Source organism: Ochrovirga pacifica (assembly GCF_000220525.1).
GTDB classification, from domain to species: Bacteria; Bacteroidota; Bacteroidia; order Flavobacteriales; family Flavobacteriaceae; genus Ochrovirga; species Ochrovirga pacifica.
In genome coordinates this window covers 40175-53894 of the sequence record NZ_AFPK01000074.1, presented here as the reverse complement: position 1 = coordinate 53894, position 13720 = coordinate 40175, and the positions used below count along the sequence as shown (strand labels likewise).

Below are 13720 nucleotides of genomic sequence, written 5' to 3'. Positions count from 1 at the left end.
TAAGACAAAATGTCAAGGTTTCAAAGTGTTGAAAATCAGTTTTATTTCTGTTTTGTATGCAAACAAAAACTTGAAAAATATCAGTTGATATGTTGATAACTTATAAGTAAATTCTCGTATATTTCGCCTTGCAAAATCAACCAAAAGCTGTAAATTGCTATGTTGATAATAAAAAAATAACTTAAGATTAATATACATGGTAGAAGGAGAAAAGCTGATCCCGATTAATATAGAAGAGCAGATGAAGTCTGCTTATATTGATTACTCAATGTCTGTAATAGTGTCACGTGCACTGCCAGATGTTAGAGATGGGTTAAAGCCAGTTCACAGACGTGTTCTGTATGGAATGCATGAGTTGGGAATCAAATCAACAGGGGCTTATAAAAAGTCTGCGAGAGTTGTTGGGGAGGTTCTAGGAAAGTATCACCCACACGGAGATACTTCTGTATATGACTCTATGGTGCGTATGGCACAAGAGTGGAGTGTTCGTTACATGATGGTAGATGGGCAAGGGAACTTTGGATCGGTAGATGGAGATAGCCCAGCAGCAATGCGTTATACCGAGGTAAGAATGCAAAAAATATCAGAAGAAATGCTATCTGATATTGAAAAAGAAACCATAGACTACAAATTAAACTTTGATGATACTTTAAACGAACCTACAGTATTGCCAACAAGAATTCCAAACTTATTGGTAAACGGAGCTTCGGGTATTGCAGTAGGGATGGCTACTAACATGGCACCGCATAACCTTACCGAAGTTATTAACGGAATTGTGGCGTACATAGAGGATAGAGAAATTGACGTAGATGGTTTGATGGAGCACATTAAAGCTCCGGACTTTCCTACAGGTGGAATTATTTACGGGTACGATGGTGTAAAGGATGCATTTCACACAGGTAGAGGTAAGATTGTAATGCGTGCTAAAGCTTCTTTTGAAGAGGTAAAAGGTAGAGATTGCATTGTGGTTACCGAGATTCCTTATTTGGTAAACAAAGCAGAAATGATTAAGAAAACTGCGGAGTTGGTCAACGAGAAAAAGTTAGAGGGAATTGCTAATATAAGAGACGAATCTGACCGAAAAGGAATGCGAGTAGTTTATGTGCTTAAAAAAGATGCGATTCCTAATATAGTTCTAAACAAGCTATTTAAATACACTGCTTTACAAACCTCTTTTAGTATTAACAATATCGCTTTGGTTAATGGAAAGCCAGAGATGTTGAACTTAAAAGATTTAATACATCACTTTGTAGAACATAGACATGAAGTCGTAACACGTAGAACAGAATTCGACTTAAAGAAAGCAGAAGACAGAGCACATATCTTAGAAGGTTTGATTATCGCATCAGACAATATTGATGAGGTGATTCAGTTGATTCGTGGTTCTAAAAGTCAAGACGAAGCTCGTGAAAAATTAATGACTCGATTTGAGTTAACAGAAGTGCAAGCCAAAGCTATTGTAGCAATGCGTTTGGGACAGTTAACAGGATTGGAACAAGACAAACTACGTGCAGAGTACGACGATTTAATGGTGTTGATTGCCGATTTAAAAGATATTCTGGCAAACGAGTCTAGAAGAATGGAAATCATCAGAAACGAACTGATTGAAATTAGAGATAAATACGGAGACGAAAGACGTTCTGTGATTGAGTACGCAGGAGGTGATATGAGAATAGAAGATATTATTCCAAACTCTAAAGTAGTAGTTACAATATCGCATGCAGGTTATGTAAAAAGAACACCATTGTCTGAGTATAAAACTCAAAACAGAGGAGGAAAAGGGCAAAAAGGTGTGGCCACTAGAAATGAAGACTTTTTGGAACATTTGTTTGTTGGAACCAATCACCAATACATGATGTTCTTTACTCAAAAAGGGAAAGTATTCTGGATGCGAGTGTACGAAATTCCTGAAGGAACCAAAGTTTCTAAAGGTAGAGCCTTACAAAACTTAATCAATATAGAAAACGACGATAAGGTAAAAGCTTTCTTGGTAACCCAAGACTTAAAAGATGAAGACTATATTAACAGCCATTATGTAATAATGGCAACCAAAAAAGGTCAAGTTAAAAAAACATCTTTAGAGCAGTATTCTAGACCTAGAACCAACGGGGTACAGGCAATTACAATTAAAGAAGGAGATGAGCTGCTAGAAGCAAGATTAACCAATGGAGATAGTCAGGTAATGTTGGCCTTAAAATCTGGGAAAACCATTCGTTTTGAGGAAGAAAAAACAAGACCAATGGGTAGAACTGCATCTGGAGTGAGAGGAATTACCTTGGCTCATGATGATGATGAAGCAATTGGTATGGTTTCTGTACAAGATATGGATAGTGATATCTTAGTAGTTTCTGAAAAAGGATACGGAAAACGTTCTAAGTTAGAAGATTATCGTATTACCAATCGTGGAGGAAAAGGAGTAAAAACCTTAAATATTTCTGAAAAGACAGGTGAATTAGTAGCAATTAAGAACGTTTCAGACCATGATGATTTAATGATAATTAACAAATCGGGTATTACCATTCGTTTGGCGGTAGATCAGTTAAGAGTGATGGGGCGTGCAACGCAAGGTGTTAAGTTGATCAATATCAAAGATTCAGATTCCATTGCTGCTGTTGCTAAAGTGATGAAAGATGACGAAGAGGTTGCTGAAGAAGCAGGAACGGTTACTAATATAGATGCCACTGAAAATAGTACTGAAACTAATCAAGAATCATAAACAACCAAAAATGAAAAAAATTATCATCATGGTTTTGAGTTTGGGAATTTCGTTTTCCGTAATGGCTCAGAAAAAAGAATTAAAAAAGGCAGAAAAGTTAGTCAAATCATTCAAAACAGGAGCAGCTTTCCAGGCATTAGATGCGCTTAAAGAAAGTGTAGTAGGAACAGAATATGAAGCAAAATACTACTTTTTAAGAGGTAAAAATTTCTTTGGGAAAAACGTAAAAAAGAATTATGGAAAAGCTCTGGTAGAGTTTAAAAAGGTTTTAGAGATTGAAGCAAAGTCTGGAGAGGATGATTATTCTGAAAAGGCCATTAGTTATATCGATATTATTGAAGATTACTTTTTTTCTCAAGTAACAGATGCAGTAAAAAAGTCTAACTACGAAGAGGCAGGAAAGGCTTACGAAAGGTATTATGAAATTGTACCTCAACGAAGAGATGTTTTAAGATATGCTTTGTTAAGTTATCAAGAAGCAAAGAACAATGGCAAAATGATTGAAATTATCCAGAAGTTGCTAAACAAAGATAGAGCACCTTTTGTGTACACAGCAAAAAACAAGCACAACAAAAGAGTTGATGAGTTTTTTACTAAAGAAGCTAGAGATTTAGCTGTAAAATACAATACTCATGAGAATCCAAAAGATGAAAAAATGGAGGCTAAAACTAGAGTAGAGTATTTCAACTTGTTAGTAAGATTGTATGATCAACAAGGAAAGAACGATAAAACCATTGCAACTTTGGAAAGAGCAAAAAAGGAATTTCCTAAAAATGCTAAGTTTTTTCAAGATCACGCAGCTGTAGTGTACAAAACAGGAGATAAGCAAGGATATTTAAAATCTTTAGATCAAGCATTAAAATTAGTGCCTAACAACAAAGATTTATGGTTTAATTACGGAGTGGTAAGTCAAGAATTAGGAGAAACTGAAAAAGCAGTAACTGCTTACGATAAAGTAATTGAAATAGATCCGTCTTACAGAGGTGCGTACATTAACAAAGGGTTGACTATTTTGGCAAACGAACAAGCTTTGATTAATGAGTTGAATGAAAACTTAAGAAATAAAGAGAAGTACAACGAAATTGATGCTAAAATCAAAGCGATGTATTTAAGAGCAATTCCTGCTTTTGAAAAAGCAAATGAGCTAAAAGCTGATGAGGGAATCAAATCGACTTTAATTAATTTGTACAAAACTGTAGGTCAAAATGATAAAGCTGCTGCCTTGCAGTAATTGTGAGAAAAATACTTTTAACAAGAAAACTCAATCTTAATAGATTGAGTTTTTTGTTTGTATACTGTACTGTTCTAAAATAATAATAAAAACTAACATTATTATTTATATAAAATAGTTCAGAAAAATGTACTCAAAAAGATTGTAGTTTTACAGGTTTTCAGGGAATTAAACTTAGGGCATTTAGCACGAGTTCGTACTTAGGAAAAATATGATATACAGATAAATTCAACGATTCGAATTTGGAAGAAATATGATGATGTTGATTGCAATTATAGAGTAAATTAAAATAAAAGATGAATAAAACCCCATAACAAAGAATTCGAGAGCTTGAGGAAGGGTTATGTTTGGCTAAAAAAGAACAAATTCGTTTATAGCATGAATAAAAAGAATTGCACAAAAAGTTAGTTCTGTTTGATATGATGATAGATATAGTTGAAGAATTAGATGTTTCTATCAGAAAAAAATAAGGTCTCTATTTGTAAGAACGTATGCTAAACAAAAAAAACAAAGTATAAGAGCTACCTGTGAACTCTCGGGATGTATCGACAGACTTATTATAGCTTGTAAGCTGCATAAAACCGATGTTTTTTTGTATCTTTAATAGAATTCAATTTTTTCAAACGATGATTTCCAAAAAAGTAAATTCTGTGCAACAAGCTTTAGAAGGCATTACCGATTATATGACTTTATTGGTTGGAGGTTTTGGTCTGTGTGGTATTCCAGAAAATGCTATTGCAGAATTGGTTCGGTTAAACGTAAAAAACCTTACCTGTCTTTCTAATAATGCTGGCGTAGATAATTTTGGATTGGGACTGCTGTTGCAAAAACATCAAATAAAAAAAATGATAGCCTCTTATGTAGGAGAAAATGCTGAGTTTGAAAGACAAATGTTGAGCGGTGATTTAGAAGTGGATTTAATTCCGCAGGGAACTTTGGTAGAGCGTTGTAGGTCTGCAAAAATGGGAATTCCAGCTTTTTTTACACCTGCAGGGGTTGGAACCGAAGTAGCTGTTGGAAAAGAAGTTAGAACTTTCAATAACAAGCAGTATTTGTTAGAATATGCTGCAGATGCAGATTTTTCACTTACCAAAGCTTGGAAAGGAGACGAAGCAGGGAACATTGTTTTTAAAGGGACTGCTAGGAACTTTAATCAGTCAATGTGTGGTGCGGCCAAAATAAATGTTGTTGAGGTGGAGGAATTGGTTCCTTTGGGTGCACTAGACCCTAACGAGATTCATGTACCTGGGGTTTTTGTACAGCGAATTTTTAAAGGAGAAAAATACGAGAAAAGAATTGAGAAATTAACCTTATCGGAATAGTATGCTAACTAAAGAACAAATAGCACAGCGTATTTCTAAAGAGTTAGAAGATGGTTTTTATGTAAACTTAGGGATTGGTATTCCTACGTTGGTAGCCAATTATGTTCCTGAAGGGATCAATGTAGAGTTTCAAAGTGAAAATGGAGTTTTGGGAATGGGGCCTTTCCCAACCAAAGAACAGGTAGATGCAGATTTAATCAATGCAGGAAAACAAACCATCACAACTTTACCTGGTGCTTCTTTTTTTGATTCGGAATTAAGTTTTGGAATGATTAGAGGGCAACATATAAATTTAACCGTTTTGGGAGCTATGGAAGTTTCTCAGAGCGGAGATATTGCCAATTGGAAAATTCCGGGTAAAATGGTAAAAGGCATGGGAGGTGCAATGGATTTAGTGGCTAGTGCTGAGAATATTATTGTGGCTATGATGCATACCAATCGTGCAGGAGAGTCCAAATTGTTAAAACAATGTCGTTTGCCCTTAACAGGCGTAAATTGTGTTACCAAAATAGTAACCAATTTGGCGATGTTAACAATAGAAAAACATCAGTTTGTGTTGCAAGAACTAGCCCCTGGTGTTAGTATAGATTATGTTAAGGGGGTTACAGAAGGAGAGTTGGTGATTTCAAACAACTGTAAAGTTATGGAGTTTTAAAACAAAAAAGCCTTATCTAAAAAAGATAAGGCTTTTGTACTGAAGATGGGACTTGAACCCATACGGGCATTTCTGCCCACTGGATTTTAAGTCCAGCGTGTCTACCAATTCCACCACTTCAGCGTGTGTAAACTAAATATATTCTAATAACTTTTGTACTGAAGATGGGACTTGAACCCATACGGGCATTTCTGCCCACTGGATTTTAAGTCCAGCGTGTCTACCAATTCCACCACTTCAGCATTTAGTTTACACTAAATATTTGGTATGCTTTAATTTTCTAAAGAACAAATTCGTTTTTTGCAAACGCGAGTGCAAATATAAGAGATATTTCTTTTGTGGAAAATTTATAAGCGTATTTTTTTAGTTTTTTTTCAATCTAAAATAAACACACTTATAAAAGAGGTGAGAATTAAATCTATAAGTTCAATTTCTAAGTAAAAACTTTCTCTATCTTTGCCAAAATTTTACAATCAATTTTTTTCGCTGATGTCCAAAACCGTCACTTCAACTCTTCCCTCAAAAAATACCTTTGTTAGCGATTTTAAACAGCTTACAAAAGTAGGATTGTCTTTAAGTGTTGTATTTTCGGCTATTGCTGGGTATTTGTTGGCAGTAGACACTATTAACTACACAACTGTTGCCTTATTGGCTATAGGAGGATACTTGATGGTAGGAGCATCTAATGCTTTTAATCAAATTATAGAAAAAGACATTGATAAATTAATGAAACGCACCCAAAATAGACCCCTGCCAACAGGCAGGTTTACAGTGCAAACAGCCATGATTATTGCTGTAAGTTTTGCGGTGTTCGGTTTGGGAATTCTCTATTATATTAACGAAAAAAGTGCCTTGTTTGGGGCCATCTCTATTTTTTTATACACTTGTGCTTATACACCGTTAAAAGGAGTTACTCCTTTAGCTGTTTTTGTGGGAGCTTTTCCTGGTGCTATCCCTTTTATGTTAGGATGGGTAGCAGCAACCAATCAGTTTGGAATAGAAGCAGGAGTATTGTTTATGATTCAGTTTTTTTGGCAATTCCCTCATTTTTGGGCTATCGGCTGGCTAGGGCACGACGAGTATCTAAAAGCAGGATATAACTTGTTGCCTATGGGAAAAAGAGATCGAAAAGCGGTTGTGCAAATTCTAATTTATACAGTCATGTTAATTTTTGCTTCTATTATTCCCGTATTTCACAAAACAGGAACTTTTTATATTTATCCAATTACGGCTGTTGTTATTTTTTTATGTGGAGCTACCATTTTATATTATGGAGTTCAATTGTACAAAGACTTAAGCAAAGACACAGCTCGTAAGTTAATGTTAGCAAGTGTGTTTTATATCACTGTGATTCAAATTATATACATCATCGATAAATTTCTTCATTAATTATGGAAACATCAATAAACGTAAATCAAGAACTAAAAGTGGCTAGAAAAAAAGCAGCCAAACCAATGTTATGGATTTCTTTGATAAGTATGACCATGATGTTTGCAGGATTGGTAAGTGCTTACGTAATTAGTAGTAACAGAGAAGATTGGGTTACCTTTCAGCTTCCCAATGCCTTAGTAACAAGTACTGTGTTAATTGTAATTAGCAGTATTACGGTACATGCAGCTTTGTATTTTGCAAAAAAAGAAAACAAGAACATAGCTAGTTTGCTATTGTTACTTACCTTAGGGCTGGGAATTGGCTTTGTGGTGTCGCAATTTCAAGGGTTTGATGAACTAAGACAATCAGGATTGTTTTTTACAGGACCCAAAAGTTTAATTTCATCATCTATGATGATGGTTATCGTTTTTGCACACTTATTGCATATTTTTGTAGCCGTAGTGGTGTTAATAGTAATGTTGATAAAACAGTTGCTAGGAAAGTACGATGATGGAAATACATTAGGGCTAGAGTTGGGGACAATTTTCTGGCATTTTTTAGACTTACTTTGGATAGCACTATTTTTATTCTTTTATTTTAATACTTAATGTAAATTTATAAATTTGCGATTCAAATAAAAACCGAAAAAAACAACTATAAATAAATCTTATGAAAGCAACAACTGCTGATCAAGTTTCGAATGTATGGGAAGGCGGAACTACAAGACCTTTAGGAGCAAGTTATGGTAAAATGATGATGTGGTTCTTCATCGTTTCTGATGCCTTAACTTTTGCTGGTTTCTTAGCCGCTTACGGGTTGACTCGTTTTAAATTTATTGATGTATGGCCTATCGCCGATGAGGTGTTTACTCACTTTCCTTTTATACATGGTACTTATCCAATGTACTACGTAGCATTGATGACTTTTATTTTGATTTTTTCTTCGGTTACTATGGTGTTGGCCGTAGATGCTGGTCATCAAATGAAGAAGAACAAAGTAATTACATACATGTTCTTAACAATTATTGGAGGTTTGGTTTTCGTTGGTTCTCAGGCTTGGGAGTGGAAAAACTTTATCAATGGAGAATTTGGTGCAGTACAATTAAACGATGGTAAAATTGTGCAGTTTGTAGGAAAAGACGGAAAACAAATTGCTTTAGAAAAATTTGCGATTGCTAACAATCCAAAAGTAGAGCACACACGTAAAAATGGTTTGTGGTTTGAAAAAGGAGAAACTACTTACGAATATACAACAGCAGGTGTAATAGAAGGGTTTAAGAACACTCCTGAAATTGGAATTCGTTTGGAACAAATCAATCCAGAAACAAAACAAAAGAAAGTAATCTTAAACAAAGATGTTGCTTTAAAATACTTAGAAGAATCTAGAAGAGTAGTAAGAGGAGCAAACTTAGAGGTAAACGAATACGGTACGAGTCAGTTTGCAGATTTCTTTTTCTTTATTACAGGATTTCATGGTTTTCACGTATCCTCGGGGATTGTCCTAAATATCATTATCTTTATTAACGTACTTTTAGGTACTTACGAGAAAAGAGGACACTACGAAATGGTAGAAAAAGTAGGATTGTATTGGCACTTTGTAGATTTAGTGTGGGTTTTTGTATTTACATTCTTCTACTTAGTTTAATCAAATTTTAAAGAAACAAACAAGCTGATTGTATTATGGGACAACACGAATCAAACACAAAATTAATCTGGAAAGTATTCGGATTTTTATCTATTGTAACAATTATAGAGGTGATCTTAGGTATTATTAAGCCTCACTGGATGCATTATTCTAACTTTTTTGGTACTTCAATCCTAAACTGGGTGTTTATTATTTTAACCATCGTAAAAGCATGGGGAATTATGTGGTACTTTATGCACTTAAATCACGAACGTAAAAACTTTGTAGGATCTATTATTATTCCTTTGGTTATCTTAATTCCTTACTTGGTAACTCTGTTGTTAATTGAAGGTAATTACTTGCACGAAACATTAGCACCCTACGTAAACTGGAAATATTAATATCTTTTTTTATAAAGACATACAAAAGGTGGATTTTTTCCACCTTTTTTAGTATCAAATAGTTTAAAATGAAACACACAACTACTTCAGATAAGAAGGCACAACAAACCAAAAGAATTATTTTAAGTTTGTTGTTTATTGGTCCATTAGCTTTTTTTATTTTTTTGTCTACAGGAGAGGTCAACTTTAAGCCCTGTGAAGTTTTTTCTGAAAATGTAGTAGAAGTAGGCCAATACACGCAAAATAAGGTAGTATTTAAAGATCGTATCAATATTGTTAACTTTTTAGGAAAACATCCCAATAGCAAAGCAACTCAGATTTTTAATTTAAACGAAGTAGTGTTCGAAGCCATTGCTAAATATCAAAAATTTCAAATGGTTTCTTTTTATGTAGGCAAAGACAATCCAGAAATTGAAACCATTAAAAGCAGGTTAAAAAACAAAGGAGTTACTAAATTATACAAGTGGAAGTTTGTTTGTTTAGACTCAATACAAACCAAAGAGATATATCAATCGTTAAAAATAAAAACACCTTTAGATCATAATTTTGCTTCGGATGATGCGTTTATAGTAGATAAAAAAATACAGCAGAGAGGAAGAACAGATGATGATAAAATAGGAGATGATGTATTTGCTTATTTTATGGGTTCTGTTGATGATTTAAAAAATAAATTGTTGCCCGATACAAAAAACGTGTTTTACGAACAAGAGGTTGCTACCACCTCTAGAAAAGAAAGATTGAAAAAAGATGAAGAGTAAATATTCATACATAGGAATTGTATTTGTAATTCTCCTTTTTGGAATTTATGTGGTAAGAAATTACAAACATCATATAGAGCCTAGAGATCGTGTTACACAACAACAAAAAGAAGAAGAAGTAAACCCTAGTGGACTTATGTATTTTGAAGTAAACAACGTAACTCGTAAAATGCCAGATTTTGTGTTTACAGATCAAAACAATCAAACCATATCTAATGCAGATTATGCTGGCAAAGTCTATGTAGCTGAATTTTTCTTTACCAGTTGCCCATCTATTTGTCCAATCATGAATCAGAATATGTTAAAAATAGAAAAGGTTTTTGGAGACAGGACTGATTTTGGAATTGCTTCTTTTACGATAGACCCAACAACCGACACGCCCATCAAGTTAAAAGAATATGCAGAACGTTATGGGGTTACAAGTCTTAATTGGCATTTTTTAACAGGAGATCAGGATCAGTTGTTTGAAATGGCCAACAAAGGATTGAATATCTTTGCTGGAATTAATCCCGATGTAGCAGGTGGCTTTGAACATCAAGGTTTTTTTGCGTTGGTCGATAAAAATGGATTTTTGCGATCTAGAAAAGACACCCACGGAAATCCTAAAATATTTTATCAAGGAACCGAAGAAGCAGAGGTTCAAATGTTGATAGAAGACATTCAATTATTATTAGAAAAAGAATAAATCAGAAAAGAGTATGGAAACTCCTACAAAAAAATACAACAAGCTAATCACAGTACTTTCTATTGCTATTCCTGTAGCTGTGGCCGTATTGTTTAAGGTAAAATTAGAAATAGAACTCCCGGTGTTTTTGCCCCCTATTTACGCTACTATCAATGCCATTACAGCTGTTCTGCTAGTTTTAGCAGTCGTGTCTGTAAAAAAAGGAAACATACGTGTGCACGAAAGGCTTATCAAACTAGCTATGTTGTGTTCTGCATTGTTTTTGGTTATGTATGTACTGTACCACATGACTAGTGATTCAACGGAATTTGAAGGAGAGGGAGTAATTAGACCTATTTACTATTTTGTGTTAATTTCTCATATCATTTTATCTATTGCAGTAATTCCTTTTGTGTTGATTACTTTTGTAAGAGGAATAAATAGAGAGGTAGAAAAACACCGTAAGATTGCTAAAATAGCTTTTCCGTTGTGGCTGTATGTAGCTGTTACCGGAGTTGTTGTGTATGTAATGATACAGCCTTACTATTAAAAATAATTTTTTAGTTTTTGTATTTTAAATATCCGATGAAACACTGTATTCTATTTTTTAGCTTTTTTTTAATTCAGCAATTGTCTTTTGCTCAATGTGCTATGTGCAAAGCAGTGGTAGAAAACGGAGATTCAGGCTTGGCCGAAGGATTGAATGATGGTATTGTTACACTTATGATTATTCCTTACATTTTAGTCGCTATTGTTGCTTTTGTTTTGTATCGATATTTTAAAGCAAATAAAGAGCAAGTTTAGTTTGTTATACGTAGCATTGTCTATTTAATTATTACTCATCAAATTCTACTCCATGTCAGTAAGAGCAAAGAAACATTTAGGACAACATTTTTTAACAGACGAATCTATAGCCAAGGATATTGCTGCTATTTTATCAGAAAAAGGATATAATCACGTGTTAGAAATTGGTCCTGGTATGGGAGTAATGACCAAATATTTGCTGCAAAAAGAATATACCACGCACGTTATTGAGATAGATACGGAATCTGTAGAATATCTACAAGCACACTACTTACATTTGGCACCTAGAATTTATGGAGCAGATTTTTTAAAAATAGATTTAAATTCAATTTTTAAAGAAGAGCAATTTGCCATTGTAGGAAACTTTCCTTACAATATTTCCAGTCAAATTGTATTTAAAACCATAGAAAACAGAGGTTTTATTCCAGAATTTGGAGGGATGTTTCAAAAAGAAGTAGCTCAGCGTATCTGTGCGGCACCTGGCAGCAAAACCTATGGAATTATATCGGTAATAACACAAGCTTATTATGATACTGAATATTTATTTACAGTGCCACCAACCGTATTCAACCCACCACCAAAAGTAGATTCTGGTGTAATGATTATGAAACGTAAAGAATCATTATCTCTTTCAGTACCAGACCGTTTGTTTAAACACGTAGTAAAAACAGCTTTCGGTCAACGTAGAAAAACGTTAAGAAATAGTTTAAAAAGTCTAAACTTGTCCGATGATCTAAGAACAAAAGCTATCTTTGGAATGCGTCCCGAACAAATATCTGTGGACGGGTTTATAGAACTAACAGCTTTAATCGAACAAGATGGAATTTCAAATCAATAAAGAGTTTGTCAACCACATTTCCGAACTCGTAGCTCAAAACAAAGAAACCGAAATCAAAGAAACATTTGAAGAGGTGCACTATGCCGATTTGGCTGAGTTTTTTGAAGAGGCTGAACAAGAACTGGCCGTTGAGATTGTAAAAATATTAGATTCAGATAAAACATCAGATGCGATTGCTGAGCTAGACGAAGATGTACGTATTGATATCTTTAAGGGACTTTCTTCTGAAGAAATTGCACAAGAATTAAACGAGCTAGAATCTGACGATGCTGCCGATGTTTTGTCGGAACTTTCCGAAGCACAAAAAGAGGAAGTCATCTCTAAAATTGAAGATGTAGAGCACGCCAAAGACATTGTAGACCTTTTGCGTTATGACGAAGATACTGCAGGGGGGTTGATGGGAAAAGAGCTGGTTAAAGTCCGTAACTTTTGGACCAACATGCGTAGCATAAAAGAAATGCGTTTGCAAGCAGAAGATATAGAACGTGTTTATACCATTTATGTTGTAGATGACAACGATGTGTTAAAAGGACGGTTGTCTCTTAAAAGCCTGTTAACAACCTCTACCAAAAGCTTGGTAAACGATGTATATTCACCATCAATTACATCGGTAAAGGTACATGACAAAGCAGAAGATGTAGCCAAAATTATGCAAAAGTATGATTTGGTGGTAGTAGCTGTAGTTGATGAAATGAATAGATTGGTAGGACAAATTACCATTGATGATATTGTAGATTTCATCAAAGACGAAGCAGAAAGAGATTACCAAATAGCAGCAGGTATTACCGATGATGTAGAGGCTAGTGACTCTGTACTAGAGCTTACCAAGGCACGTTTACCATGGTTAATTTTGGGCTTGTTTGGTGGCTTAGGTGCAGCGGCTATCATGGGAAGTTTTGAAGAAACGCTAAGCAAATTCCCTATTTTATTTTTCTTTACTCCACTAATTGCAGCCATGGCGGGGAATGTAGGGGTTCAATCTTCTGCAATTATAGTGCAAGGTTTAGCGAACGACAATATTAAGGGTAGTTTATGGGATCGTTTGTTTAAAGAAATTGGTTTGAGTTTAATCAACGGAACGGTATTGGGCTGTTTGGTGATGGTGTATGGTTTTGTACAAGATTTTGAAATACTTACTGCGGTAACCATTGCCATATCACTTATTATTGTTATCATTATTGCAGCATTGATAGGAACCTTTGTACCTATTATATTACACAAAAAAGGAATAGACCCAGCGTTGGCCACCGGCCCTTTTATTACAACCAGTAATGATATTTTTGGGATTTTTATATATTTCCTAATAGCTAAGATGATTTTACCTATTTAATAGCAAG

At 34.5% G+C, this 13720-nt stretch carries 14 protein-coding genes and 2 tRNA genes; 14 read left to right on the top strand and 2 right to left on the bottom strand.

Translation table 11 applies throughout. The features are described 5' to 3' along the window. The first annotated feature begins 196 nt into the window (after nucleotides 1-196). The 4 genes from gyrA (at nucleotide 197) to FS85_RS0114615 (ending at nucleotide 5924) form a co-directional block, all read left to right on the top strand. A complete protein-coding gene (gene gyrA, locus FS85_RS0114630; protein ID WP_010137131.1) occupies nucleotides 197-2716 on the top strand; it encodes a DNA gyrase subunit A in 2520 nt (839 codons plus the stop codon). Between the two features lie 10 nt (nucleotides 2717-2726). Continuing rightward, a complete protein-coding gene (locus tag FS85_RS0114625; protein WP_010137130.1) occupies nucleotides 2727-3947 on the top strand; it encodes a tetratricopeptide repeat protein in 1221 nt (406 codons plus the stop codon). Nucleotides 3948-4573: 626 nt separating this feature from the next. Next, complete coding sequence (locus FS85_RS0114620) at nucleotides 4574-5269, top strand: CoA transferase subunit A (RefSeq protein WP_010137129.1); 696 nt, start codon at nucleotides 4574-4576, stop codon at nucleotides 5267-5269. 1 nt (nucleotide 5270) lies between these two features. After that, nucleotides 5271-5924, top strand: coding sequence for a 3-oxoacid CoA-transferase subunit B (locus FS85_RS0114615; RefSeq protein ID WP_010137127.1), 654 nt, complete (start codon nucleotides 5271-5273; stop codon nucleotides 5922-5924). Nucleotides 5925-5961: 37 nt separating this feature from the next. On the opposite strand, the gene FS85_RS0114610 is transcribed toward FS85_RS0114615, so the two are convergent. Continuing rightward, nucleotides 5962-6047 (bottom strand) — tRNA-Leu (locus FS85_RS0114610). A gap of 33 nt (nucleotides 6048-6080) precedes the next feature. Beyond that, nucleotides 6081-6166: transfer RNA gene (locus FS85_RS0114605), tRNA-Leu, on the bottom strand. A 247-nt stretch (nucleotides 6167-6413) separates the two neighbouring features. On the opposite strand from FS85_RS0114605, the gene cyoE reads away from it, so the two are divergent. The 10 genes from cyoE to mgtE all read left to right on the top strand — a co-directional run bounded on the left by cyoE (nucleotide 6414) and on the right by mgtE (nucleotide 13713). Then, nucleotides 6414-7313 (top strand): heme o synthase, encoded by a 900-nt coding sequence (gene cyoE, locus FS85_RS0114600; protein WP_050809662.1) that lies wholly within the window; start codon nucleotides 6414-6416, stop codon nucleotides 7311-7313. 2 nt (nucleotides 7314-7315) lie between these two features. Next, nucleotides 7316-7903 (top strand): cytochrome c oxidase subunit 3, encoded by a 588-nt coding sequence (locus tag FS85_RS0114595; RefSeq protein ID WP_010137125.1) that lies wholly within the window; start codon nucleotides 7316-7318, stop codon nucleotides 7901-7903. 61 nt (nucleotides 7904-7964) lie between these two features. Continuing rightward, nucleotides 7965-8939 (top strand): cytochrome c oxidase subunit 3, encoded by a 975-nt coding sequence (locus FS85_RS0114590; RefSeq protein WP_010137124.1) that lies wholly within the window; start codon nucleotides 7965-7967, stop codon nucleotides 8937-8939. A gap of 35 nt (nucleotides 8940-8974) precedes the next feature. Further along, nucleotides 8975-9319: a cytochrome C oxidase subunit IV family protein gene (locus FS85_RS0114585; protein ID WP_010137123.1), complete on the top strand. Its 345-nt coding sequence runs from the start codon at nucleotides 8975-8977 to the stop codon at nucleotides 9317-9319. Between the two features lie 68 nt (nucleotides 9320-9387). Continuing rightward, complete coding sequence (locus tag FS85_RS0114580) at nucleotides 9388-10077, top strand: hypothetical protein (RefSeq protein WP_010137122.1); 690 nt, start codon at nucleotides 9388-9390, stop codon at nucleotides 10075-10077. Beyond that, nucleotides 10067-10762: an SCO family protein gene (locus FS85_RS0114575; protein ID WP_010137121.1), complete on the top strand. Its 696-nt coding sequence runs from the start codon at nucleotides 10067-10069 to the stop codon at nucleotides 10760-10762. Before FS85_RS0114580 ends, FS85_RS0114575 begins: the two co-directional genes overlap by 11 nt. Nucleotides 10763-10775: 13 nt before the next feature. Then, the gene (locus tag FS85_RS0114570) at nucleotides 10776-11291 is read left to right on the top strand and encodes a DUF420 domain-containing protein (protein WP_010137120.1); all 516 of its coding nucleotides are present in this window, start codon (nucleotides 10776-10778) and stop codon (nucleotides 11289-11291) included. A 35-nt stretch (nucleotides 11292-11326) separates the two neighbouring features. Continuing rightward, entirely contained in the window at nucleotides 11327-11545 is a 219-nt protein-coding gene (locus FS85_RS0114565; protein ID WP_010137118.1) for a hypothetical protein, read from the top strand. Between the two features lie 52 nt (nucleotides 11546-11597). After that, nucleotides 11598-12383, top strand: coding sequence for a 16S rRNA (adenine(1518)-N(6)/adenine(1519)-N(6))-dimethyltransferase RsmA (gene rsmA / locus FS85_RS0114560; RefSeq protein WP_010137116.1), 786 nt, complete (start codon nucleotides 11598-11600; stop codon nucleotides 12381-12383). Continuing rightward, nucleotides 12364-13713, top strand: coding sequence for a magnesium transporter (gene mgtE, locus FS85_RS0114555; RefSeq protein WP_010137114.1), 1350 nt, complete (start codon nucleotides 12364-12366; stop codon nucleotides 13711-13713). Before rsmA ends, mgtE begins: the two co-directional genes overlap by 20 nt. The last annotated feature ends 7 nt before the right edge of the window (nucleotides 13714-13720 follow it).

What these genes read in the sequence shown, in the direction of transcription:
- gyrA (WP_010137131.1), top strand. Translation starts at nt 197, where the DNA reads ATGGTAGAAGGAGAAAAGCTGATCCCGATTAATATAGAAGAGCAGATG.
- FS85_RS0114625 (WP_010137130.1), top strand. Translation starts at nt 2,727, where the DNA reads ATGAAAAAAATTATCATCATGGTTTTGAGTTTGGGAATTTCGTTTTCC.
- FS85_RS0114620 (WP_010137129.1), top strand. Translation starts at nt 4,574, where the DNA reads ATGATTTCCAAAAAAGTAAATTCTGTGCAACAAGCTTTAGAAGGCATT.
- FS85_RS0114615 (WP_010137127.1), top strand. Translation starts at nt 5,271, where the DNA reads ATGCTAACTAAAGAACAAATAGCACAGCGTATTTCTAAAGAGTTAGAA.
- cyoE (WP_050809662.1), top strand. Translation starts at nt 6,414, where the DNA reads ATGTCCAAAACCGTCACTTCAACTCTTCCCTCAAAAAATACCTTTGTT.
- FS85_RS0114595 (WP_010137125.1), top strand. Translation starts at nt 7,316, where the DNA reads ATGGAAACATCAATAAACGTAAATCAAGAACTAAAAGTGGCTAGAAAA.
- FS85_RS0114590 (WP_010137124.1), top strand. Translation starts at nt 7,965, where the DNA reads ATGAAAGCAACAACTGCTGATCAAGTTTCGAATGTATGGGAAGGCGGA.
- FS85_RS0114585 (WP_010137123.1), top strand. Translation starts at nt 8,975, where the DNA reads ATGGGACAACACGAATCAAACACAAAATTAATCTGGAAAGTATTCGGA.
- FS85_RS0114580 (WP_010137122.1), top strand. Translation starts at nt 9,388, where the DNA reads ATGAAACACACAACTACTTCAGATAAGAAGGCACAACAAACCAAAAGA.
- FS85_RS0114575 (WP_010137121.1), top strand. Translation starts at nt 10,067, where the DNA reads ATGAAGAGTAAATATTCATACATAGGAATTGTATTTGTAATTCTCCTT.
- FS85_RS0114570 (WP_010137120.1), top strand. Translation starts at nt 10,776, where the DNA reads ATGGAAACTCCTACAAAAAAATACAACAAGCTAATCACAGTACTTTCT.
- FS85_RS0114565 (WP_010137118.1), top strand. Translation starts at nt 11,327, where the DNA reads ATGAAACACTGTATTCTATTTTTTAGCTTTTTTTTAATTCAGCAATTG.
- rsmA (WP_010137116.1), top strand. Translation starts at nt 11,598, where the DNA reads ATGTCAGTAAGAGCAAAGAAACATTTAGGACAACATTTTTTAACAGAC.
- mgtE (WP_010137114.1), top strand. Translation starts at nt 12,364, where the DNA reads ATGGAATTTCAAATCAATAAAGAGTTTGTCAACCACATTTCCGAACTC.